The organism is Bacteroides graminisolvens DSM 19988 = JCM 15093, assembly GCF_000428125.1.
GTDB lineage: Bacteria > Bacteroidota > Bacteroidia > Bacteroidales > Bacteroidaceae > Bacteroides > Bacteroides graminisolvens.
Genome location: NZ_KE386627.1, coordinates 328,611 through 352,750, shown reverse-complemented (window position 1 = coordinate 352,750; position 24,140 = coordinate 328,611). Strand labels below are relative to the sequence as shown.

General features: G+C 40.0%; 17 protein-coding genes. 2 read left to right on the top strand and 15 right to left on the bottom strand.

Going from position 1 to position 24,140, the window contains the following annotated elements:
• Positions 1 to 10: 10 nt before the first annotated feature.
• From trpC to trpB, 5 genes are read right to left on the bottom strand one after another with little or no spacing between them, the layout of a single operon-like run.
• Complete coding sequence (trpC, locus tag C511_RS0113985) at positions 11 to 799, bottom strand: indole-3-glycerol phosphate synthase TrpC (RefSeq protein ID WP_024995623.1); 789 nt, start codon at positions 797 to 799, stop codon at positions 11 to 13.
• A 5-nt stretch (positions 800 to 804) separates the two neighbouring features.
• A complete protein-coding gene (gene trpD / locus C511_RS0113980; protein ID WP_024995622.1) occupies positions 805 to 1,800 on the bottom strand; it encodes an anthranilate phosphoribosyltransferase in 996 nt (331 codons plus the stop codon).
• 4 nt (positions 1,801 to 1,804) lie between these two features.
• Positions 1,805 to 2,371 carry an anthranilate synthase component II gene (locus C511_RS0113975; protein WP_024995621.1) on the bottom strand — a complete coding sequence of 189 codons (567 nt, stop codon included), beginning with the start codon at positions 2,369 to 2,371 and terminating at the stop codon, positions 1,805 to 1,807.
• A 31-nt stretch (positions 2,372 to 2,402) separates the two neighbouring features.
• Complete coding sequence (locus C511_RS0113970; protein ID WP_024995620.1) at positions 2,403 to 3,809, bottom strand: anthranilate synthase component I family protein; 1,407 nt, start codon at positions 3,807 to 3,809, stop codon at positions 2,403 to 2,405.
• Between the two features lie 35 nt (positions 3,810 to 3,844).
• Positions 3,845 to 5,032, bottom strand: a complete 1,188-nt coding sequence (gene trpB, locus C511_RS0113965) for a tryptophan synthase subunit beta (protein WP_027318307.1) — start codon at positions 5,030 to 5,032, stop codon at positions 3,845 to 3,847.
• 354 nt (positions 5,033 to 5,386) lie between these two features.
• Between trpB and C511_RS0113960 the strand changes: the two genes are divergently transcribed.
• Positions 5,387 to 6,532: an iron-containing alcohol dehydrogenase gene (locus C511_RS0113960; RefSeq protein WP_027318306.1), complete on the top strand. Its 1,146-nt coding sequence runs from the start codon at positions 5,387 to 5,389 to the stop codon at positions 6,530 to 6,532.
• Between the two features lie 27 nt (positions 6,533 to 6,559).
• Entirely contained in the window at positions 6,560 to 7,135 is a 576-nt protein-coding gene (locus tag C511_RS0113955) for an HdeD family acid-resistance protein (RefSeq protein ID WP_024995618.1), read from the top strand.
• A gap of 673 nt (positions 7,136 to 7,808) precedes the next feature.
• Here C511_RS0113955 and C511_RS0113950 read toward each other — a convergent pair.
• From C511_RS0113950 to gltB, 10 genes are all read right to left on the bottom strand, one after another.
• On the bottom strand, positions 7,809 to 9,998 hold the full coding sequence (locus tag C511_RS0113950; protein WP_024995617.1) for a glutamine synthetase III family protein: 2,190 nt from the start codon (positions 9,996 to 9,998) through the stop codon (positions 7,809 to 7,811).
• Positions 9,999 to 10,088: 90 nt separating this feature from the next.
• Positions 10,089 to 11,513, bottom strand: coding sequence for an ammonium transporter (locus tag C511_RS0113945; protein WP_027318305.1), 1,425 nt, complete (start codon positions 11,511 to 11,513; stop codon positions 10,089 to 10,091).
• Positions 11,514 to 11,562: 49 nt separating this feature from the next.
• Complete coding sequence (locus C511_RS0113940; RefSeq protein WP_024995616.1) at positions 11,563 to 11,919, bottom strand: P-II family nitrogen regulator; 357 nt, start codon at positions 11,917 to 11,919, stop codon at positions 11,563 to 11,565.
• A gap of 143 nt (positions 11,920 to 12,062) precedes the next feature.
• Positions 12,063 to 12,779, bottom strand: a complete 717-nt coding sequence (locus tag C511_RS0113935) for a hypothetical protein (protein WP_024995615.1) — start codon at positions 12,777 to 12,779, stop codon at positions 12,063 to 12,065.
• A gap of 105 nt (positions 12,780 to 12,884) precedes the next feature.
• Positions 12,885 to 14,117 carry an LL-diaminopimelate aminotransferase gene (locus C511_RS0113930; RefSeq protein WP_027318304.1) on the bottom strand — a complete coding sequence of 411 codons (1,233 nt, stop codon included), beginning with the start codon at positions 14,115 to 14,117 and terminating at the stop codon, positions 12,885 to 12,887.
• 46 nt (positions 14,118 to 14,163) lie between these two features.
• Positions 14,164 to 15,009, bottom strand: a complete 846-nt coding sequence (gene dapF / locus C511_RS0113925) for a diaminopimelate epimerase (protein ID WP_024995614.1) — start codon at positions 15,007 to 15,009, stop codon at positions 14,164 to 14,166.
• Between the two features lie 270 nt (positions 15,010 to 15,279).
• Positions 15,280 to 16,044, bottom strand: coding sequence for a glycerophosphodiester phosphodiesterase family protein (locus tag C511_RS0113920; RefSeq protein ID WP_024995613.1), 765 nt, complete (start codon positions 16,042 to 16,044; stop codon positions 15,280 to 15,282).
• Between the two features lie 119 nt (positions 16,045 to 16,163).
• Positions 16,164 to 17,828: an asparagine synthase B gene (asnB, locus tag C511_RS0113915; protein WP_024995612.1), complete on the bottom strand. Its 1,665-nt coding sequence runs from the start codon at positions 17,826 to 17,828 to the stop codon at positions 16,164 to 16,166.
• A 51-nt stretch (positions 17,829 to 17,879) separates the two neighbouring features.
• On the bottom strand, positions 17,880 to 19,220 hold the full coding sequence (locus tag C511_RS0113910; protein WP_027318303.1) for a glutamate synthase subunit beta: 1,341 nt from the start codon (positions 19,218 to 19,220) through the stop codon (positions 17,880 to 17,882).
• 37 nt (positions 19,221 to 19,257) lie between these two features.
• A complete protein-coding gene (gene gltB, locus C511_RS0113905) occupies positions 19,258 to 23,802 on the bottom strand; it encodes a glutamate synthase large subunit (RefSeq protein ID WP_027318302.1) in 4,545 nt (1,514 codons plus the stop codon).
• Positions 23,803 to 24,140 lie beyond the last annotated feature (338 nt).

Genomic DNA, 24,140 nt, shown 5'->3' with positions numbered 1-24,140 from the left:
TTCTACACTATTAATTTGTATTCAGATCTTCAATAAATGATTTCAGAGTCAGCTCGGGATTATCGGTTTTCATAAAGTTCTCACCTATAAGAAAACCTTTAAATCCGGCCTTCTGCAACCTTTTTACCGTTGCCGGATCAGAAATACCGCTTTCGGAAACCAAAACAGCATCCGATGGCAATTGTTCAGCCAGCCTGAAAGAGTTTTCCACATCCGTAAAAAACGTGCCCAGATTCCTGTTATTAATGCCAATGACATCCATGTTTGCATTGATATACTTCAACTCTTCAACACTGTGTATTTCCAGCAAAACCTCCAGTCCTAATTCATGCGCTTTGGCAGCCAAAGCGTGCAATTCCTCTTTCTTCAATGCAGCAGCAATCAACAACACGGCATCGGCACCTATTATTTTAGCTTGGTAAAGTTGGTATTCATCAACTATAAAATCTTTCCGTAAAATGGGAATATCAATTAGCGGACGAGCATCCTTAATGTCTTTCAGATTCCCTCCGAAAAACTTTTCATCCGTCAGTATGGATACAGCGGAAGCACCTGCGTTGACATATCCGGGCACAATATCTTCAGCCAGAGCCTTGCGATGGATCCACCCTTTGGAAGGCGACCGGCGTTTGAATTCAGCAATGATACCGCTTGAAGAACTCTTTAAAGCTTCTTTGAGCGACCGCTGTTTAACTGTGGTTTCCAAACTGTTTTGAAGTTGTTCCAATGATATGCTTTGTTTCTGCAAATCAACCTCAAATCGCTTATTGGCTATAATTTCAGATAGTATATCTTTCATCTTGCTTAGCTGTTGAGTTCAACAAATTTATTCAGTACCTGTAAAGCCTTGCCGCTTTCCAAAGACTCTTTGGCCATATCAATGCATTCAAAAATTGATTTCTGTGATTCAATAACTTGTATGGCAAATGCCGAGTTGGCAATCACAACATCACGTTGGGCACTTGTCGCCTTATTCTTCAATACATTATTGAATATTTTAGCTGCGTCTTCGGGAGTATCTCCTCCATACAAATCAGCTTCTTGGTAGCGCGAAAAGCCTAATGATTCCGGCGTATATATCTTTTCATTGCCGGATGTGGCTACTTTAAACTCGGTAGTCAGAGAAATTTCATCGTATCCGTCAAGGCTGTGTACTACGGCAAATTGGGTGTCGCTTTGCTGATAGGTGTAACTGTATAATCGCAACAAAGGCAAGTTATACACACCCAGTAATTGATATTTTGGAAATACAGGGTTCACCAAAGGGCCTAGCATATTAAAGAAAGTGCGTACTCCTAAGGCCTTTCTAACAGGAGCAACCGCTTTCATGGCCGAGTTAAACAAAGGTGCATGCAGATAAGCCATGTTACATTGTTCCATGCTGCGACGCAGTTTGTCATTGTCATTGGTAAACTTCACGCCGTGCTGTTCCATCACGTTACTAGCTCCGCTTACCGAGGTTGCGCCATAGTTTCCGTGCTTCACCACCGGATATCCGGCGCCTGCCAATACAAAACAAGAGGCCGTTGATATGTTAAATGTATTTTTGCCATCACCACCGGTGCCAACAATGTCGATGGGTGAAAACTCGTTGAGGTCAACGGGTATGCGCATATCAAGTAGGGCATCACGGAATCCGCAGAGCTCTTCCACCGAAATGTTACGCATCAGAAAAACGGTAATCAGAGAGGCTATTTGCGCATCACTGTATTTGCCTTGCGCTATGTTTTGCAAAATATCTCGCGCTTCGCTGCGTCCCAGATATTGGTGTTCAAACAGTTTGTATAATATTTGTTTCATAAGATTATAAATTTAAGAAATTACTGATAATGGTTTTACCTTGTGGGGTTAACACTGACTCCGGATGAAACTGTATGCCGAATACACGGTATTGTTTGTGACGCAAGGCCATGACTTCGCCTTCTTTGCTTTCGGCCGTTATTTCCAAACAATCAGGAAACTCTTGCGGACTAACAACCCAGGAGTGATACCTGCCTACTAATATTTCTCCTTCCAGTCCGCTAAACAATTCATTGCTTTTTATAATGCTGATGGGCGTTTGCACACCGTGATGCACTTCCTTCAGGTTTTCCAGTTTGCCACCAAAGGCTTCGCCTATGGCCTGATGTCCCAGGCAGACTCCTAATATGGGTTTCTTGCCGGCATATTCTTTTATAAGCGGTAGCAGGAGTCCGGCTTCTTCGGGTATTCCGGGACCGGGAGAAAGGATGATTTTATCATACTGTTCCACCTCGCTTAGCACAATTTGGTCATTCCTTACAACCGTTACATCTTCTTCACCAAGCTCTTTTACCAAATGCAATAAATTATACGTAAATGAGTCGTAATTATCTAATATAAGTATTTTCATTGTTTAAATATTGAATGATAAAACAGTGGGGTTAATTTTTCAAAGTAACTGCCAGGTCTATGGCTTTTTTCAATGCACCTAGCTTGTTGTTGACTTCTTGCAGTTCATATTCGTCTTCGCTGCGTGCCACAATACCGCCTCCGGCTTGGAACCACAATTCGTTGTTACGACTTACAAACGTACGGATGGTAATGGCCTGATTCAATTCGCCGTTGAGTCCGATAAACCCTATGCAACCTCCGTATGCACCACGGTTATGCGGTTCAATTTCACTAATCAGCTGCATGGCGCGCACTTTAGGAGCGCCGCTCAGCGTACCGGCGGGGAAAGTATCAATAAAAGATTTCATGGTATTGGCTCCTTCGTTCAATTCACCACAAACTCTGGATACCAAGTGTATGACGTGACTGTAGTACTGTGGTTCCTTGTAAAACAGAACGCGTACATCGTGGCAATTGCGACTTAAGTCATTGCGTGCCAGATCAACCAGCATCACATGCTCCGCATTTTCTTTCGGGTCGGCCAGCAAGGCCTCGGTCAGCTCTTTATCTTTCAGCGCATCTCCGGTGCGGCGAGTAGTTCCGGCAATGGGGTCGATGTATGCATTTCCGTTTTCAATCTTGCAATGCGTTTCGGGCGACGAACCAAAGATGCGATAACCACCGAAATCAAAGTAAAACAGGTAAGGAGATGGGTTGATACTCCGCAAGGCTCTGTACACTTTGAAATCATCGCCTGCGTAAGGTTGTATAAATCGCCTCGACAAGACGATTTGAAACACATCGCCTCTCAAACAGTGGGCTATTCCTTTGCGGACATTGGCTTTGTGCTGTTCATCGGTAATGGTGCTGGTTACCGGACCGGTTACTGAGAAGTTATAAGAAGCATAATTACGGTTCTCTATGGCCGATTCGAGTTGTTCCAGTCCGCTTTCTTCATCCTCACATAACATTTCCACTAAGGTGAGCTCGTTTTTAAAATGATTGAACACCAGAATATACTTATATAAAATATACAATACATCGGGAGCATCATTCAAGTCGTCGTGACTTTCTTTTACCGGAATATTTTCAAAGTACTTTACCGCATTGAATGTTGTGTAGCCATACAATCCGCAAATGTTACTATTCTCACCACTAACTTTAAACTCAGAGATAAAGCGATTGAGAGCCGTTTCTACAGTAAAAGTCTTACTCAATTTTTCTTCTACAGTTGTGTTATCCGGATAAGTCATGGTTGCTTTTCCATTGTTAATGCCCACGCTGGCCATGGGACACAATGCAATGAACGATAAACTGTTTTCTCCCGCATGATAATCGGAGCTTTCCATCAGTGCCGACTGAGGGTATAAATCTCTCACTTTTAAGTAAATGCTTACGGGTGTATGCATATCTCCCAGCACTTTCTTGCTATTGGTTTTATATGAAAATTGTTTCATGATTTCCTGTTTTTAAAGGTAATAGTGTTTATTCATTATTGAGCAGGAGCATTATCGAGATAGGTCTCTATATCTTTATCGCCTCGACCAGATACGGTAAGTACCACTACATCTTCGGGCTTAAAAGACATTTTTTTGAGTGCTCCCAAGGCATGTGCCGATTCCAATGCCGGAATAATTCCTTCAATCCGGGTTAATTCATAAGCTGCTTCAATGGCTTCATCGTCATTAATTGCAATGACAGTTGCTCTCCTTTGTGCGGCTAGATTAGCATGAATAGGGCCAATACCCGGATAATCCAATCCGGCTGAAATAGAATAAGGTTCCTCTATTTGTCCGTCTTCACTTTGAATAACATACGTACGTGCTCCGTGTATGATACCCGTTTTTCCCAATTGAATGGTAGCAGCCGTAAGCCCCGTGTCAACTCCTTTTCCTCCCGCTTCTGCTAATACAATCTTAATGCGTTCGTCATCAATAAAATGATAAATGGTTCCGGCTGCATTGCTTCCGCCTCCTACACAAGCAATCAGGTAATCAGGATAATTGCGCCCTTCTTTTTCGAGCAACTGTTTTTTTATTTCCTCGCTGATGATAGATTGCAAACGGGCTACCATGTCCGGATAGGGGTGAGGACCAACCGTAGAACCGATAATATAAAACGTATCGGCTGGATGACAACACCAGTCGCGTATGGCTTCGTTAGTGGCATCTTTCAACGTCATGTTTCCCGACGTAACAGGAACCACTGTAGCTCCCAACATTTTCATTTTTTCAACATTAATGTGTTGGCGTTCTACATCCGTTTTGCCCATGTAAACAATGCATTCAAGGTCCATTAGGGCACAAACAGTAGCAGTAGCTACTCCATGTTGTCCGGCACCGGTTTCGGCAATAATTCTTTTCTTGCCCATCCGTTTAGCCAACAAAATCTGTCCCACGGTATTGTTTATTTTATGAGCCCCGGTGTGGTTAAGATCCTCGCGTTTCAGGTAAATCTTGCATCCATATTTTTCCGAAAGACGGTTTGCCAAATACAGCGGAGAAGGGCGTCCCACATAATCTCTCAACAGTTGTTCAAACTCTTTTTTGAAGTCATCACTCTGCAAAACTTTCAGATAATTGTTCTTCAGGTCTTCCACGCATTTGTGAAGAATTTCCGGAATGTATGCTCCACCAAACTCGCCGTAATACCCATTTTGATCTACTAAAAAACTTTTCATAATGCTTTTATATATATTATAATTTTTGTCTGAAAAAAGAAAGAGCCCTGTCGTAAGTTCGACAGGGCTCTTTAACTGTAATATCTTCTTTAGTATATATACACGAGACTGCTACCTTACGACCTTATGGAGTTGTAAGTAGCGCCACCAACCTGTATTTACTAAAATTGTTCTCATTATATTTTGTTCTTATTCGGTTGCAAATGTAATCAGATTGATTTTAATACCAAACAAAATCTTACTTTTTTTTGTGTCGACCTGAAAAAAGTTTGTAGAACATTTCTTCTTCCTTGCTGTTTTATTTCAAAATGAGTATTTTTATAGCATATTAATTTAAAATCAAAAAGTGTAGCTATGTACAATTTTAGTTTTCAGAATCCCGTCAAGTTAATTATGGGCAAGGGTACCATTGCCACTCTATCAAATGAAATACCCAAAGACAAAAGTATCATGATTACCTTTGGCGGAGGTAGTGTAAAAAAGAATGGAGTTTATGATCAGGTAATAAAAGCCTTACAAGGCTATAATACCGTTGAATTTTGGGGAATTGAGCCCAATCCTTCTATTGAAACTCTGCGCAAAGCTATTGCTTTGGGTAAAGAGAAGAAAGTCGATTTTTTGTTGGCAGTAGGTGGTGGATCGGTCATTGACGGAACTAAACTGATTTCTGCCGGTTTGTTGTACGACGGTGATGCCTGGGATATGGTACTTGCTGGTAAGCCTGCTGCGGGAACAGTGCCTTTAGCAACGGTGCTTACACTACCTGCTACGGGTTCTGAGATGAATAACGGTGCTGTTATCTCTAGCTATGAAAAGAAAGAGAAGCATGCTTTTTTTGCTAATTATCCGGTGTTCTCTATTCTTGATCCGGAAGTAACCTTTACGTTGCCCGATCATCAGATTGCCTGCGGATTGGCTGATACGTTTGTGCATGTAATGGAGCAATACATGACAACTCCGGGGCAATCTCGCCTGATGGACAGGTGGGCAGAATCTATTTTGCAGACGTTGATTGAAATTGCACCTAAAATTCGTGAAAACAAAACTGATTATCAGTTGATGGCCGATTTTATGCTTTCTGCTACCATGGCCTTGAACGGATTTATTGCCATGGGTGTATCGCAAGACTGGGGCACACACATGATTGGGCATGAACTGACAGCACTTCACGGCTTGTCGCACGGACATACGCTGGCCATTGTTTATCCGGCTACGCTGCGAGTTTTAAAAGAAGATAAAGCCGGTAAGATTCTACAATATGCTGAAAGGGTATGGCAAATTAGCACCGGAAGCAATGAAGAACGTATCAACAAAGCTATTGCCAAAACTGAAGAGTTTTTCCGTTCATTAGGACTCACTACGCGCCTTAATGAAGAACAAATTGGTGAAGCTACCATCAACGAAATTGAGAAACGATTTACCGAACGTAATGTGGCTTACGGCGAAAACGGTAAGGTAACCGCCGCGGTAGCCAGGCAGATACTTGAAAGTTGTCTTTAATTGATAAATCCTTAATAACTAATGAGCATGAAAACAGTGAATAATTCTTTGATGAGAATCATATTTGCCATGATTATAGGCTTGGTATTGGTCGTTTGGCCGGATGCGGCTGCTAATTACATGGCCATAACCATAGGGATTTTATTTATTATTCCCGGAATAATAAGTACGGTGGGCTATTTTGCAAATAAAAATATGCCTGAGCTTTCTACACGTTTTCCGATTGAGGCCGTGGGAAGCATTCTCTTAGGTTTGTGGTTGGTTATTATGCCCGATTTCTTTGTCAATATACTAATGTTCCTATTGGGATTCATACTGATCATGGCCGGCATACAACAAATTGCTTCACTGTTTTCAGCTAGGAAATGGGTGAGAGTACCGGGACTGTTTTACGTGATTCCGGTACTTATACTCTTGGCAGGAATCATTATTTTATTAAATCCAGTTGAAACATTAAATACGACCTTTATCATCATTGGAATTACTTGTTTAGTCTATGCCATTGCAGAACTTATTAACTGGTTTAAATTCCTAAGATTGAAGCCTCAAAATAAAATGATTGCTCCGGTTGAAGATGCAGAAATCATTGAAGATGAAGCTTAAAAAACAACTAAAAAACATGCAAAAAATGGCTTTTGTAACACGCTGATTATCAATTGTTTGCAAGCTCATTTCTAGAAGAGAAGAGAATAGAAGAGAAAAGAAGAGTAAAGTATAGAAGAAATAAAGAAAAAACTTCTTCTGCCGAAGAAGAAAAAGAAAGCAGTAGCAGTTGTTTTTTGGGGTGTCACAGAATGTGATGCTTCTATTTCAATTTCACGTTTTTTGCTCCCTAAAAGAAAAATAAAAAAAAAGTTTGGGTGTGGACATTTGTCCTGCACCTAACTTGTTTTTTATGCTTTTCTTTGCCAAATGATTTCAGGCAAACTTGAAAGCATGCCTGTTCAGGGCCCGTACATGCATGTAATTGAGTAGAAAATTGCCACGAGCAATTGGTTCGATTGCAACGACCAATTCACTCAATTGCCCCGAGCTGTTGTCAAATTGCCCCGAGCAATTTTTTAAGTGGTTGCAATTGGCTGTCATGCCAATAAAAGAAGCTAGCAATAGGGTAGAGGAGCAAGCTTTTGGATGTAATATTAAATCTGCCGGCGTTATTTGAAATATTGATTTCTAAAAAAAGAGAAGAGGACTACCTCACGGCACCCCTCTCCTGCAAACTTAAAACAACCAACAAAAGAAATAGATAATTTTTAGATTATCTAGATTCTTATCTTTATCTGATGAACAAGAGTTCTCTGTACTTAGGCAGTGTCCACATTTGGTTGTCGACAATTAACTCAAGCTTATCAATGTGATATCTGATTTCTTCCAGCATAGGAACAATCTTATCGTGATAAACAACTGCTTTTTCACGTTCGCTCTCGATCTTGTTAGCTACTTTACGAGCTTCAATCATGGCGTCAACATGTTCTTTGATGTATGCTGTACGGTCTGCAATTTCCTCAATCAACTCAAGGTTTTTAGCAGAAAGCTTATCAGCTTTTTCACCCGGGAACAGGTTCTTCATTTTGTACACGTTGTCAATCAAATCGCTTTGATATTGCGTTGCCACGGGAATGATGTGGTTCATGGCTAAGTCGCCCAACACACGTGCTTCAATTTGAATTTTCTTAGTATATGTTTCCCATTTGACCTCGTTGCGTGCTTCGAGTTCTTTTTTGGTAAGAACACCGGTAGCCTCAAACATGGCAATGGTTTCGGGTTTCAAGTAATTATCGAAGATAACTGGAACGCTTGTTTCACAGTCCAAACCGCGTTTAGCTGCTTCAACTTTCCATTCGTCGCTGTATCCGTTACCATCGAAATGGATGTTCTTGCACTCTTTGATGTATCCGCGGATAATCTCGAGAATAGCAGAAATCTTCGGTTCACCTTTGTCAATCAAAGTATCAACGTCTTTTTTGAACTTAACCAATTGCTCAGCTAAAGCAGCATTAAGAGCAATCATGGCCGATGCACAGTTTGCTTCAGAACCTACTGCACGGAATTCAAAACGGTTACCTGTGAAAGCAAAAGGAGAAGTACGGTTACGATCAGTGTTGTCAATCAGCAATTCAGGAATTTGTGGAATATCCAACTTCAATCCTTGTTTGCCGCTTAAGCTGATCAAATCATCTTTTGTGCTTTCGGCAATGTGCTGCAAAACTTGTGTAAGCTGTTTGCCTAAGAAAGAAGAGATGATTGCGGGAGGTGCTTCGTTGGCTCCCAAACGGTGTGCATTAGTAGCACTTGAGATACTTGCTTTAAGCACTCCGTTGTGTTTGTAAACAGCCATCAGGGTGTTAACAACGAATGTAATGAAACGAAGGTTTTCTTCAGGAGTTTTGCCCGGTCCCATCAACAGTACGCCGGTATCGGTTCCCAATGACCAGTTATTGTGTTTACCTGAACCGTTTACGCCTTTGAAAGGTTTTTCGTGCAACAGCACGCGGAAACCATGACGACGTGATACTTTGCGCATAACAGACATGATAAGCATGTTGTGATCAACAGCCAGGTTACATTCTTCGTAGATTGGCGCAAGTTCAAATTGGTTTGGAGCAACTTCGTTGTGGCGGGTTTTAACAGGAATACCAAGCTTTAATGATTCAATTTCAAGGTCTTTCATGAAAGCAGCTACACGAGTAGGAATAGCACCAAAGTAGTGATCTTCCAACTGTTGATTTTTAGCACTGTCGTGACCCATTAAAGTACGTCCGGTAAGCAATAAATCGGGACGTGCAGCGTACAAGCCTTCATCAACCAAGAAGTATTCTTGTTCCCAGCCCAAATAAGCATATACTTTTTTCACTTCAGGATTGAAGTAGTGGCATACTTCAACAGCAGCTTTATCAACAGCTCTCAATGCTTTCAAAAGAGGAGCTTTATAGTCTAAAGATTCGCCGGTGTAGGCTATGAATATGGTTGGGATACACAAGGTATCGTCAACAATAAATGCAGGTGAGGAGGGATCCCAAGCAGAGTATCCTCTAGCTTCGAAAGTGTTACGGATACCACCGTTAGGGAAACTCGATGCATCTGGTTCCTGTTGAACCAACAATTTGCCCGAGAATTCTTCCATCATTCCACCTTTGCCATCATGCTCAACAAATGCATCATGCTTTTCGGCAGTGCCTTCTGTCAAAGGATGGAACCAGTGTGTGTAATGGGTAGCTCCCATTTCAATGGCCCATTTTTTCATACCGGCTGCCACATCATCGGCAATAGTGCGATCAAGTGCAGTACCGTTGTCAATAGCGTCAACTAATTTCTGGTAAACTTTGCCAGGAAGGTACTTGTACATTTTGGTGCGGTTAAACACGAATTTTCCAAAATACTCTGAAGGGCGCTCGGCCGGTACAGCTACCTCCACAGCTTTCTTTTTGAAGGCTGTTTCAACGACTCTAAATCTTAATTTTGACATAATTTGAAATTTGATTTGTTGATAAAAACTTTTAAGTAACTCTTTCTTCGTTCCCGGAAAGGCGGCCAAGCCCGTCCGGGATAATATATTTTAGTTGTAAGCGGATTCGCCATGTTCGTAAATGTCCAATCCTTCTTCTTCAATACGTGCCGTAACACGAAGACCATGTACTTTGTCGAGAACCTTAAACAGGATGAAGCCCATACCTGCTGCCCATACTCCGATAAGAACTGCACCGAATAACTGAGCCAATAAGAGTGAAGTACCACCACCAAAGAATAATCCGCCTTCGGCAGCAAATAAACCGGTCATCACTGTACCCAAAAAACCGCATACTCCGTGAACCGAAGAAGCACCAACGGGATCGTCTATTTTCAACACTTTCTCAATAAATTCAACTGAGTAAATCATAACCACTCCACAAATGGCACCAATAATTACTGCGCTAAGCGGGGAAACAAGATCACACCCTGCTGTGATACCTACTAGTCCGGCCAAAATGCCATTCAAAGTCAATGACAAAGATGGTTTACTGTATTTTACCCAGCTCAGTAACAATGAAAATACACCACCTGCACAAGCCGCCAAGTTTGTGGTAAGGAACACATGTGATATGGCAACGCGATCAGTCTCAGTTGCTGCTGCCAGCTGTGAGCCGGGGTTGAATCCAAACCATCCGAACCATAAGATAAATACACCCAATGCTGCAATAGTTAGACTGTGTCCAGGAATGGCTTTTGATTTACCGTCTTTTCCATATTTTCCAAGACGCGGACCGAGAATGGCAGCACCTACTAAAGCAATCCATCCACCTACAGAGTGTACAATAGTAGAACCTGCGAAATCGTGGAATGTAGCTCCGAAAGTAGTCATCATGAAGCTGTCTGCAGCTCCATTCATTAGCCAGCCTCCTCCCCAAGTCCAGTGACCGGATACAGGGTAAATTACAGCACTAATAAATATTGTGTAAACAATATACATGGAGAATTTTGTACGCTCAGCCATTGCTCCTGAAACGATTGTAGCAGCCGTGGCACAAAATACAGTTTGGAAAATAAGGAACCCTTCTGTGGGTAAACTACCCGAATAGAAAGACAAGTCAAAGAAGTGCGGAGCACCTACAAAACCTCCAACTCCAAACATCAATCCGAAACCAATGGCCCAATAAAGTAAAGAACCTAATAAGAAATCAACAAAGTTCTTCATCAAAATATTGGCTGTATTCTTTGACCGGGTAAAACCAGCTTCCACTAAAGCAAAACCGGGCTGCATAAAGAACACAAGGGCTGCTGCCAATAACATCCATACAGTGTTTAGTCCTAAAACCAAATCGCCCACTGTGTCGGGTGCAGCTTCAGCTGCAGGAGCTACTGCCTCAGCCACTGCCGGGGCTACCGCAGTACTATCGACTGCTGTCGTGTCTTGTGCCAGGGCACTTGTTGCGAAGAAGAATGCCATCATCATGGCGCCTGCAATCCATAGCTTCGCAATGCTATGTTTTTTATATGTATCCATAATCGTGAATCTTATATTTTATATATTATACCTATTGTCAAACCTGATTTTACTTCTCTTGTTCTGCATTATAAAGTGCAATGTCACCTCTCTCACCGGTACGGATACGAATGGAATCTTCAATGGGAATAACAAAGATTCTTCCATCTCCAATTTCACCGGTCTGAGCCGATTTGATTATCGCTTGTACAGTCTTCTCTGCATTTTTGTCGCGTACAACAATAGAAATCAAGGTTCTTTCAATAAAGCTGGTATCATATACCACTCCACGATAGATACGTCCTTGTCTTGCTTTTCCTACCCCTCTTACGTCATAATAAGAGAACCATTCAATGTCCGCTTCCAGAAGTGCGTCTTTAACCTCTTCGAACTTGGTTTTACGGATAATTGCTTCAATCTTTTTCATATGCTTTAAAATTAGTGTGTCGCTAATACTCAAAGAGGTATAAAGTGTTGGCAGCCACAGTAAGGTTACCATACAACAAACCGAAAAATCAATAAACTACGACTACCTCACTTTATACTCTCTGAATTGTTTTTTGTAGATTCTTAGAATGTCACGCCAAAAGTGAGATAAGCTCTGTCTGAACATGGATTCCAAATTGCTTTCGCAAAAACGGGTAGCGTAAATGAATCGGTTACCTTAATCTCTTTAGTTCCTTTGAAAGCTATGTTTGTCACTGCAAATCCGGATGCTCCGTAGAATGTGTTTTCCCAAGGAGTGGCACCTATTTCAGCCGAACAATCAACGCCTCCCAATTTAAAGGGAGCACTTGCTTCAAAGTAAGAAGAGTAAGCTCTGTCACCGTTTGCTTTAACTCCATCGGCACCACCTAAGTTGGTATTCCACGATAGAGCCAGCGGACCGAAGTCGTATCCGATTGTTGCTTCGAACACATGTACTGTGCTGTGAGCACCATAATCGAAATATTTGCTTTCACTTCCATAGTAATTAAACCAATAGTCAGTAAATGCTAAGCTCAGCCCTCCGGTGCTATACCCTAGAGTAAGGTCAAATTCACGTGTGTCTGTTTTTTCAAGACCAACAGATCCCCATCCGGTAAGAGATAAACCTCCTTTTGAGATAGAAATACTAGGCTGAAGACTAACACCCCCTAAATCTTGTCCTCTCCAGACATATCCACTAACTAAATCAGCACCTAAAGAAACTTCCACTTTATCTTGTGCCTTTACCTCAGAAGGCATCAGATATGTTAGTAACGCAACTGCAATTACTCCCCATTTTGTTAAATTCATTTTGCTCATCGTTTTTACATTTTAAGTTAGAAAAATTGTGGATTTGTCGTCCCAAATATATAGTAGCGCGCAATTACTATCTTTTTAAAGCTGCAATGAAAAAGAAAGGCTTTTTTATTTGATCCAGTTTCTGATTCTTCTCATTGCTTCAATACAGTTTTCTCGTTCTCCAAAAGCAGTTAACCTGATATATCCTTCACCACTTGGTCCGAATCCTACACCTGGTGTTCCTACTACATTGGCCTCATATAGCATTTGATCAAAGAAACGCCATGAGCTTGTATTATTGGGCGTTTTTACCCATAAATAAGGAGCGTTTTCGCCTCCATAAACTTTTAAGCCTGTAGCTTCGAGCCCCTCTTTCATAATTTTGGCGTTGGTCATGTAATAGTTTATGGTTTCTTTCACTTGTTCTTTTCCTTCTGGGCTATATATGGCTTCAGCTCCGCGTTGGGTTATATATGAAGTTCCATTGAACTTGGTGCACTGCCTGCGATTCCAAAGCTTATTGAGCGATATACGCTCGCCGGATAATGTAGCAGCCGTTACTTCTTTCGGCACAATAGTATAACCACATCTTACTCCTGTAAACCCTGCTGTTTTTGAAAAACTACGAAATTCAATGGCACATTTTCTAGCACCTTTAATTTCATAAATAGAGTGGGGAATTTCTGGGTCTTGAATGTAAGCCTCGTATGCTGCATCAAACAAGATTAGCGTGTCATTTGCCAACGCATAGTTTACCCACTTTTTCAGTTCTTCTTTCGTTAATGTGGTTCCCGTTGGGTTGTTGGGATAACATAAATACAAAATATCAATTCGCTTGTCGGGTATCTGAGGAATGAAGTCATTATCACTTGTACAGGGTATGTAAACCACATTGCTCCATTTTCCATCTTCTTGTAATACGCCGGCACGTCCGCTCATTACGTTACTGTCAATGTACACCGGGTAAATAGGATCCGTAACTCCCACACTATTATCATGACGAAGTATATCACCAATATTGCCGGTATCACTCTTTGCTCCATCATTTACGAAAACTTCCGTTGGACTAAGGTGTATTCCTCTCGGAGTGAAATCGTTTTTAATAATAGCGTCTATCAAAAAATCATATCCCTGTTCCGGACCATAACCACGAAAGGTTCCTTTGCTTGTTAACTCCTCAACAGCCTTGTGCATCGCTTCAATGGATGCTTGTGGCAAAGGGCGTGTTACATCTCCAATTCCTAAACGAATAATATCTTGCTTAGGGTGTGTAACTTTGAACGTATTAACTTTCTTTGCTATGTCTGAAAATAAATAACTTCCAGGCAATTTTAAAAAATGTTCGTTAACTAATGCCATACTTGTTTATTGTTTTAAGTTTGTTGTATCTGTCAATGTATAAATCTTAATCTTCAATTTCACCATCAAACACTTTTGTTGCGGGACCAGTCATAAATACATGGTTGCTTTTTTCGTCCCACTCAATGGTCAACGTTCCTCCGTCCATCACAACATTGCTTGTTCTTCCACTTTTTTTATTTATAAAAGCAGCAACCGCTGTTGCGCATGCTCCGGTTCCGCACGCTTGTGTAATACCCGATCCTCTTTCCCAAACTCGCATCCTAATATCTCCGTTTGTTTGTATCTGTGCAAATTCAACGTTTATGCGATCTTTAAAGTAAGAATGATTCTCTAAAACAGGTCCTATTGTAGGTAAATCAACTGTTGTTATATCTTCTACGAAAATTACCAAATGAGGATTTCCCATTGATATAGCCGTTGCTTTATATTCTTTTCCGTTTACTTTTATGGGCTGGGCAATCATTTCTTCTTTTATTCCACCCTCTCTATATTCAATCAATTCCATGGAAGGTTCGCCCATATCTACTGTAACAGCTTCAACTTTATCCTCTTTAATAGAAAGCTTGAGCAACTTTATGCCCGATAATGTTTCCAATGAAATTTCTCTTTTTGCAGTCAGTCCATATTCATATAAATATTTGCCGATACAACGACTGGCATTTCCGCACATCATAGCTTCCGAGCCATCGGCATTAAATATTCGCATACTGAAATCTGCTATCTTTGATTTATCAATCAGGACCAACCCGTCACTTCCAATACCAGTGTGTGGCTTACTCCAAATGATAGATTTTTCTTCTGGATTTGCAATTGGGTACTTAGTATTATCTACATATATGTAGTCATTACCGGCACCATGCATTTTCGTGAACTTAATTACCTTTACCATTTTGAGGTTTTATTCTCTTAAATTATTTCTTTTTGTTGTTTTATAATGCAAATATATATCTTTTTGATGAAATAATGCTTTAAATGCTTTCATTTATAGAAATAATTTAAAAGACTTATTATTTTAATGTAAATGAGGTATATTTAGTATCACATTAATATTTATACGATATATATAATTAAAAACTGAAAGTATATGGACTTAATTGCTCCTAATGATAGTTATAAAATAACATCATTAGGAGGTTAGTAAAGCGCAAATAGATAGCAGTTATTTGTTTTTTAAAGCATTTTGTAGAGTAATAGGCTCATTGGTTGTGATAAAATCTACTTGATTAGTTATGCACCATTGAAAATCTTCTGTATTATTAACCGTCCACACATTTACCTTTAAACCCAATTGATGGCATTCTGTTATGAGTTGAGGATTTTTTTGGAATACACTCAGGTGATAATCAGCCCCAGATGCCCCTATCTCCTTTAACTGTGCAGGCGTTAAGTCGCCCTTCAAGTAATAAACAGGTGTATTTTGTGGAGCAAGTCTAATAAACTCTTTTACTGCATGTTTTGAGAAGCTAATGTATTCTATCCTATCTTCCAGCTTCATCTCATGCACCATAGCCACTATCCTTTTAACAGCTTCGCTTTCACGTTCAGCACTACTCTGTTCTTTAAGTTCAAGTATTAATTTAGTTTTAAGTTTGCTTGCTTCAGCCAGATAGTCAGACAGGCCAGGCATCGTTTCTCCATTTTTAAGGCGTAATTTTTGTAATTGTTCGTAATTGCTGTCCTCCATTCTTTGCCCCATAAATGATGCATCGTGGTTAACAATCAGTTTATTGTCTTTAGTGAGCCAAACATCAAATTCACTACCATAACAGTTTATTGAATCTGCCTTTACTAAGGCTGCAATACTGTTCTGTGCAGAACCATCTGTTTTCCAGAAGCCTCTGTGGGCAATGACATTTGTTTGTGCGCTAATTTGGCTCACAAAAAGAGCAAACGCTCCTGCAAAAAATAATCTTTTAATATTCATAATATAGGTTTTAATGTACAGAAGCAAAGGTATAAAAAAATGGTAGCATAGAAATCACAGAGGATAATATCTTGTGATCACTATGCCACCATTGTAAAATGACAAACTAGATGTATTGTTTAATATGATTCGGCATGTACGCCTTTTACAGCTCTGCCCGAAGGGTCATTGACATTTTGAAAAGAAGCATCCCAAGCCAATGCTTCGGCTGTAGAACATGCTACGCTAGGCACACTAGGCACTGAACGAGCCGCGCTTTCACTAGGGAAATGTTCTTCAAAAATGCTTCTATAGTAATACTCTTCTTTGCTTAAAGGAGTATTTATGGGGAACCTTTCGTGAGCATGAAGCATTTGTTCGTCTGTTACAGCATTCGTTGTGACTTCTTTGAGAGTATCAATCCAATTGTAGCCAACGCCATCGCTAAATTGTTCTTTTTGACGCCATGTTACACTTTCGGGTAACATATCGGCAAATGCTTCACGAACTATTTTCTTTTCAATAACATTTCCAGGTGCCATTTTAGCTTGAGGATTCAGGCGCATTGCTACATCGAGAAACTCCTTATCAAGGAAAGGAACTCGTCCTTCAACTCCCCATGCTGCCAAACTTTTGTTTGCTCGCAAACAATCATACATGTGTAACTTGCTTAATTTTCGAACGGTTTCATCATGAAAAGCTTTCGCATCAGGAGCTTTATGAAAATATAAGTAACCTCCAAAAATTTCATCGGCACCTTCACCACTCAGTACCATCTTAATGCCCATTGATTTAATGACACGAGCCAATAAATACATCGGGGTAGAAGCACGTACGGTTGTAACATCATAGGTCTCAATGAAATAAATGACATCTCTGATGGCATCTAAACCTTCTTGAACGGTGTAGTTGATTTCATGGTGCACTGTTCCTATATAGTCAGCCACTTCACGTGCTTTTGATAAATCCGGTGCTCCCTTTAGACCTATAGCAAAAGAGTGCAACTGCGGCCACCATGCATCACTTGCGCCATCAGTTTCAATGCGTTTAGATGCGTATTTTTTAGCAACGGCAGAAATAACACTACTGTCGAGTCCTCCACTTAATAGTACTCCATAGGGAACATCACTCATCAATTGTCTTTGTACGGCATCTTCAAGCGCATCGTGTACATCAGAAACTTTGGCATCATTGTTTTTAACGGTCTCATATTCAGTCCACTCACGTTGATACCAGCGCTTCATGACCCCTTCTTTACTCCAATAATAATGTCCTGGTAAAAAAGGTTCATACTCATCGCAAAAGCCTTCAAGTGCTTTTAATTCACTTGCACAATAGATTTTACCATCTGCATCTTTACCTATATAAAGAGGTATCACACCAATAGGATCTCGGGCAATAAGAAATTCATCTTTTTCTTCGTCATACAAAGCAAAAGCGAAAATGCCACTCAAATCTTCTAGAAAATCAATGCCTTTATGTTTATACAAAGCAAGAATAACTTCACAGTCAGACCCTGTTTGGAAGTCATATTTACCGGCATATTCATTACGCAAGTCCCGATGATTATAGATCTCGCCGTTTACAGCAAGTACTTGCTTTTTATCGGCACTATAGAGCGGCTGTCCTCCACTTTGAGGATCAACTATTGACAAACGCTCATGAGCCAATATAGCCTTGGAGCCTACGTAAATTCCACTCCAATCGGGCCCGCGATGACGTATTTTCTGGGCCATTTTAAGAGCCTTTTGTCTTAACTCTTTTCTCTGCTCTTTTATATTGAATATTCCTACGATTCCGCACATAAGTTTTCTTTTTTGGGGGTGTTAATACTTCTTTAAAAGGAGTTTTATGTTTTACTTGCTTAAGTACTGGTCAACTTTGTGAACCATTTCTTTAGCAGCCGACATGGCCCTTACAACAAGACTTGGACCACTGATATAATCTCCGGCAGCAAAAACATTTTGGGCATATTGTGGTACTTCAGGTTTTAAGAATCCCATAGCCAATAAAACTAAATCGGCCTCTATTATCTCTTTTTTACCTGTAGCTTTCATGGTGGAACGACCACCATTTTCAGAAGGGATCCATTCCACTTCTTCAACCTCAACACCTGTTACTTTTCCATTTTTGCCTAAAAACTGATTAGAAGTCAGACTCCATCTTCTCAAACAGCCTTCTTCGTGACTTGAGCTGGTTTTCAAAACATTGGGCCACTGTGGCCAAGGTGTTGCGCTATTATGTCCGGCAGGAGGCTGAGGGAGAATCTCAATTTGAGTAACGCTCAGTGCACCTTGACGGATACTGGTTCCTATGCAATCTGATCCGGTATCACCACCGCCAATAACAAGCACTTTTTTACCTTTCGCATTAATTAATTTATCTTTGGGGAAAGTTTGTCCTTCCAAAATGCGATTTTGCTGGCTAAGTATCTCCATAGCAAAATGTATTCCTTTGAACTCTCTTCCGGGAACAGATAAATCTCTTGGAGTTTCTGCCCCCACACAAATACAATAAGCATCGAAGCCGGCAGGAAGGTTTTGAAGATTTACTTCAACACCCATTTCAAACTGAATACCTTCAGCTTTCAAGAAAGCCATACGACGGTCAATTATATTTTTATTCAGCTTAAAGTTAGGAATACCAAAACGCAACAAACCTCCTGGAGCTTCAGCCTTATCGAATAAAGTCACTAAATAACCTTTTTTATTCAATCGGTTGGCAGCTGTCAGTCCGGCAGGACCTGCACCAATAACGGCTACCTTTTTTCCATTTCTTTTAGGAGTAACTGCTTTAATATATCCTTCGCGAAAAGCTGCTTCAACAATTGCAGCTTCATTTTCACGAATAGTCACAGGCTCATCAGAAGATAATTTAAGCACACAACTCTTCTCGCAAGGCGCCGGACAAATTCTACCCGTAAACTCGGGAAAATCACATGTGGATGAGAGTATTTCGTATGCTTCTTTCCAGTTTCCCCTGTAAAGAGCATCTTGCCATTCAGGTTGTTTATTGCTTACAGGACAAGCCCAATGACAGAAAGGAATGCCACAGTCCATGCAGCGAGACGCCTGAAGTCGGCGATCATTCGTATTGAGGGTTTGTTCAACTTCCCCAAAGTCGGTAATACGTTCATGTACAGGTCTATAACCTGCCTCTTGTCTATGTATTTTAAGAAATGCTTTCGGATCTCCCATAATGTAACTTTTTAATAATCTTTTGTGGTGATTTGTTTTAATAATCTCTCTGCATATCGGCAATTTTCTGCTGCAATTTCTGCATTTGCTCTTCTTGCAGAACTTTTTTGTATTCAATTGGCACTACCTGAATGAATTGGTCTACATATTTATTCCAGTCATCAAGCATTGTTCTAGCCAACTTAGAACCAGTATAGAGATAATGTTGACGAATTAATTCATGTAATTCTTTCCGGTAACTAGCTTCCTCAATCAACGATAGTTCAACCATCTCCATGTTACAGAAAAAGTCAAAATTGCCATCTTTGTTCCATACATAAGCAACACCACCGCTCATACCTGCAGCAAAATTCTTTCCGGTACTTCCCAATACTACCACACGACCACCAGTCATGTATTCGCAACAATGGTCACCTGCTCCTTCAACAACGGCTATTGCCCCAGAATTACGTACTGCAAAACGTTCGCCCACCTTGCCATTAATATAAACTTCTCCAGAAGTAGCCCCATACAAAAGAGTGTTACCTGCAATGGTATTCTTTTCGGCATCAAAGTTGCTTCGAACAGGTGGTAAAACTGCTATGCGACCACCACTAAGCCCTTTGCCTAAATAGTCGTTAGCTTCTCCTTCCAATTTGAAATTGACTCCGGGAACAAGGAAAGCTCCGAAACTTTGTCCGGCAGAACCTTTAAACTTAATATTTAAGGTATGTTCCGGTAGTCCTTTTTCACCGTTTTTAGTGGCAATAGTACCAGAGAGCATTGCTCCGACAGCACGATCTGTATTGGCAATTGTATACTCCAAAGATATTTCTTTGTTATCCTCAATGGCCGCTTTAGCTGCTTGAATGATGGCAACATCTTTCACCTGATCTACTCCGTGATCTTGGTTGATAATGTGTCTTAAAGCTGCATCGTTATTTATTCTGAATAAAACTTTTGAGAAGTCAAGCAAAGCATGCTTTTCAGTTTTATTCTCCGATTTTCTGTTAATCAAATCCGTACGTCCTACTATGTCATCGAGCTTAGTGAATCCCATTTCGGCAAGATGTTCTCTAACTTCCTCTGCTAAGAAAGTAAAGAAATTAACTAGGTATTCGCTACGTCCCAAAAATCTTTTTCTTAGTTCTACATCTTGGGTTGCAACACCAACAGGACAAGTATTCATGTGGCATTTACGCATCATGACGCAACCTAACACAATTAATGCAGAAGTAGCAAAACCAAATTCTTCGGCTCCTAACATAGCCATTATGACAATGTCACGACCAGTTTTTATCTGACCATCAACTTGTAGCTTAACTTGTCCTCTTAAACTGTTCAATACCAAAGTTTGTTGAGTTTCGCTTAAGCCTAATTCCGGTGATATACCTGCATATTTAATGGAAGATGCAGGAGAAGCACCTGTTCCACCTTCTGCTCCTGAAATCACAATGAGATCTGCCTTAGCTTTTGCGACACCAGCTGCAATAGTTCCAACTCCAGTTTCAGCAACCAATTTGACACTTATTTTTGCGTTCGGATTTACATTTTTCAAATCAAAAATAAGCTGTGCTAAATCTTCTATAGAGTATATATCGTGGTGAGGTGGAGGAGATATAAGTGATATACCAGGTATGCTATGGCGTGTCTTAGCAATAACTTGATCAACTTTATATCCTGGTAATTGTCCGCCTTCACCAGGCTTAGCTCCTTGTGCTATCTTAATTTGGATTTCATCTGCATTAACTAAATATTCTGTGGTCACACCAAATCGTCCGGAAGCAACCTGTTTGATAGCACTGCGAAGACTTGTTCCATCTTCACGAGGAATAAATCTGGCAGCATCTTCACCACCTTCTCCCGTATTGCTACGACCATGTATTTTGTTCATGGCTATGGCCATTGCTTCATGAGCTTCTCTGCTAATAGAGCCGTATGACATAGCACCAGTTACGAACCGTCTCATGATATTCTCGGCGGGCTCAACCTGATCAATACTAATGGGACTACGTTTGTATTCAAAAAAATCTCTCAAGAAAATAGGAGAATCCTTACCATCAACCAAAGAAGAAAACTCTTTGAATTTTTTATAGCTTCCCAATCTTGTTGCAAGTTGCAATGTACTTATTGTTTCAGGATTCCATGCATGCTGCTCCCCATCTTTTCTATATGCATAAATACCCTTATTGATAAGTAATCCGTCAATATTTTCATTAGCAAATCCATCCTGATGAAAAGCAATCGCATCTTTAGCAATTTCTTCCAATCCAATACCGCTAATACTTGAATTAATACCGCCAAAGTATGCATTACTTAATTCTGCACTCAATCCAACCGCTTCAAAAATCTTAGCTCCACGATAGGAACGTATCGTGCTGATGCCCATCTTACTAATAACCTTCAGTAAACCTTTGCATATCGCTTTGATATAATTTTTTTCCGCTGTTGCATAGTCTAGTTGAATTTCTTTCTTTGCTACAAGATTATCCAAAACAGCAAATGCCATATATGGATTTAGTGCGCTAGCACCAAATCCTAGCAGAAGTGCTGCGTGCATTACTTCACGTATCTCTCCCGATTCAACTATCAAAGCAGTCTGTACACGTTTCCCTACAGAGATTAGATGGTGATGAACCGCACTGACAGCTAATAACGAAGGTATTGCAGCATGCTTTTCATCAACGTCTCTGTCCGACAAAATGATGTAGTTAACTCCTTCAGAGACAGATTTTTCTGCAAGTTTACACAAATCAGTTAACGATTGTTGCAACCCAGTTTTCCCTTTTTCTACTTCAAAAAGTATAGGAAGTTTAACCGTATTAAATCCTTTATATCTGATGTTACACAATAAATCCAACTGCGTATTTGTCAATATCGGATGATTAAGACGCACCATCTTACAGTGACTTTCATTAGGCGTAAGTATATTCATCCCAACAGCTCCAATGTATTCAGTCAGTGACATTACCAGCTCTTCCCTAATCGGATCAATAGGAGGATTAGTTACCTGCGCAAACTGCTGCCTAAAGTAATTATATAATAGTTGTGGTTTGTCAGATAATACAGCAAGCGGAGTATCGTTACCCATTGAATTTATAGGCTCGGCACTTGTGGTACTCATTGGAGCTATAATTTTTTCTACATCTTCTTTTGAATACCCAAATGTGTGCAACATTTGGTTGTAATTATCAACTTTATGTGAAATCTTACGACCGCTTTTAAGTTCATCAAGTTCAATACGGTTGGTAGATAGCCACGCACGATATGGTTTGGCTAAAGCTAAGTCTTGCTTTAAATCACCATCATAGTATACTTTTCCTTTTTCAGTATCAACCATCAATATTTTCCCGGGTTGCAAACGCCCTTTTTCCTTGATGTCGCCCGGCTCAAAATCCATTACTCCAACTTCAGAAGCAACCACCATCATATCATTGTGAGTAATGAGGTATCTGGCAGGTCTAAGACCATTACGATCTAACATACCTCCAGCATACCTCCCGTCGCTGAACAGCAAAGCTGCCGGACCGTCCCAAGGTTCCATCAAGATGGAATGATATTCATAAAAAGCTTTAAGATCTTCACTAATTGGGTTCTTTTCATTAAAGGATTCTGGTACTAACATTGCCATTGCATGTGGTAATGTTAATCCAGACATGACAAGGAATTCCAAAACATTATCCAGAGAAGCACTATCACTCATATTCTTTTGAATAATCGGATGAATGTTTTTGATTTCACCTAAAGCCGGAGAGGATAATACTGTTTCGCGTGCTTCCATCCAAGCCCTATTACCCCTTATAGTATTAATTTCACCATTGTGAGCTAGCAATCTGAATGGCTGTGCCAAGCTCCAAGTAGGGAAGGTATTTGTACTGAACCTAGAATGTACTAATGCTAAACCGCTAGTGAAATAATTATTTGTAAGATCAGGAAAGTAACTTCTCAATTGGAGCGAAGACAACATTCCTTTATAAATAATATTTTTAGTTGAAAGAGATACAATGTAAAAGTCCTCTTTATTATTACACTCGGAGGCCAATATCCTATTTTCAATCTTCTTGCGGATTACATATAATTGTATATCAGCCGTATCCGAATCACTAAATCCGGTCACAAATATCTGTTTAATCTCTGGCTCGCGGCTTAAAGCATCATGTCCCAAAATTGTTGAATTTGTTGGTACATTTCTTAAATGCATAAGCGTTAATCCTTCTTTCTCTATTTCCTCAATAATAACACTTAAAATATAGGCTTGAGATTGAGAATCTTTTGGTAAAAACAGTAATCCGGTTCCATACTTTCCCTTTTCAGGGACTGGAATTCCTTGAAGCAGTATAAACTCATGAGGAATTTGCAACATAATTCCCGCACCGTCACCTGTCTTATTATCAGCACCTTCCGCGCCTCTATGACGCATGTTCTCTAATACTTTTAGTGCTGACTCCACTAACTCATGTGATTTGTTTCCATGAATATTTACCAGCATACCAACACCACAGGCATCATGCTCATTGGAAGGATCATATAATCCTGTCTGACTAAAATGTTGTTGGAATGAATCGGCTTTTGTTTCGTTGTTAAAAAGTTCTTTTTCTTTCATGCATTATAACTTAATATTGTTTTATACCTACTGATACTGTCAATTTGTTCTGCAAATATAGTGTTTTGATTTCAATATGATTCTTATTATATCATTTTAATGACGCACTATTTTCCAGTTTACATATTGCTAATTTCATTCCATTATTAATAAATCTATTTATCTTTCATTTTAAAACAAATATATTGTTTTTAATTACAAAATATTACTTTTGATACTAAATAAAAAACTTATGCATATATATTCTTCTGATAATCATTTGCCGGAATTTTGGCGTTTATGTCAAATATTTATAGAGACTTGTGATATTTATGTCATTATAATGTGTATCTTTGCAT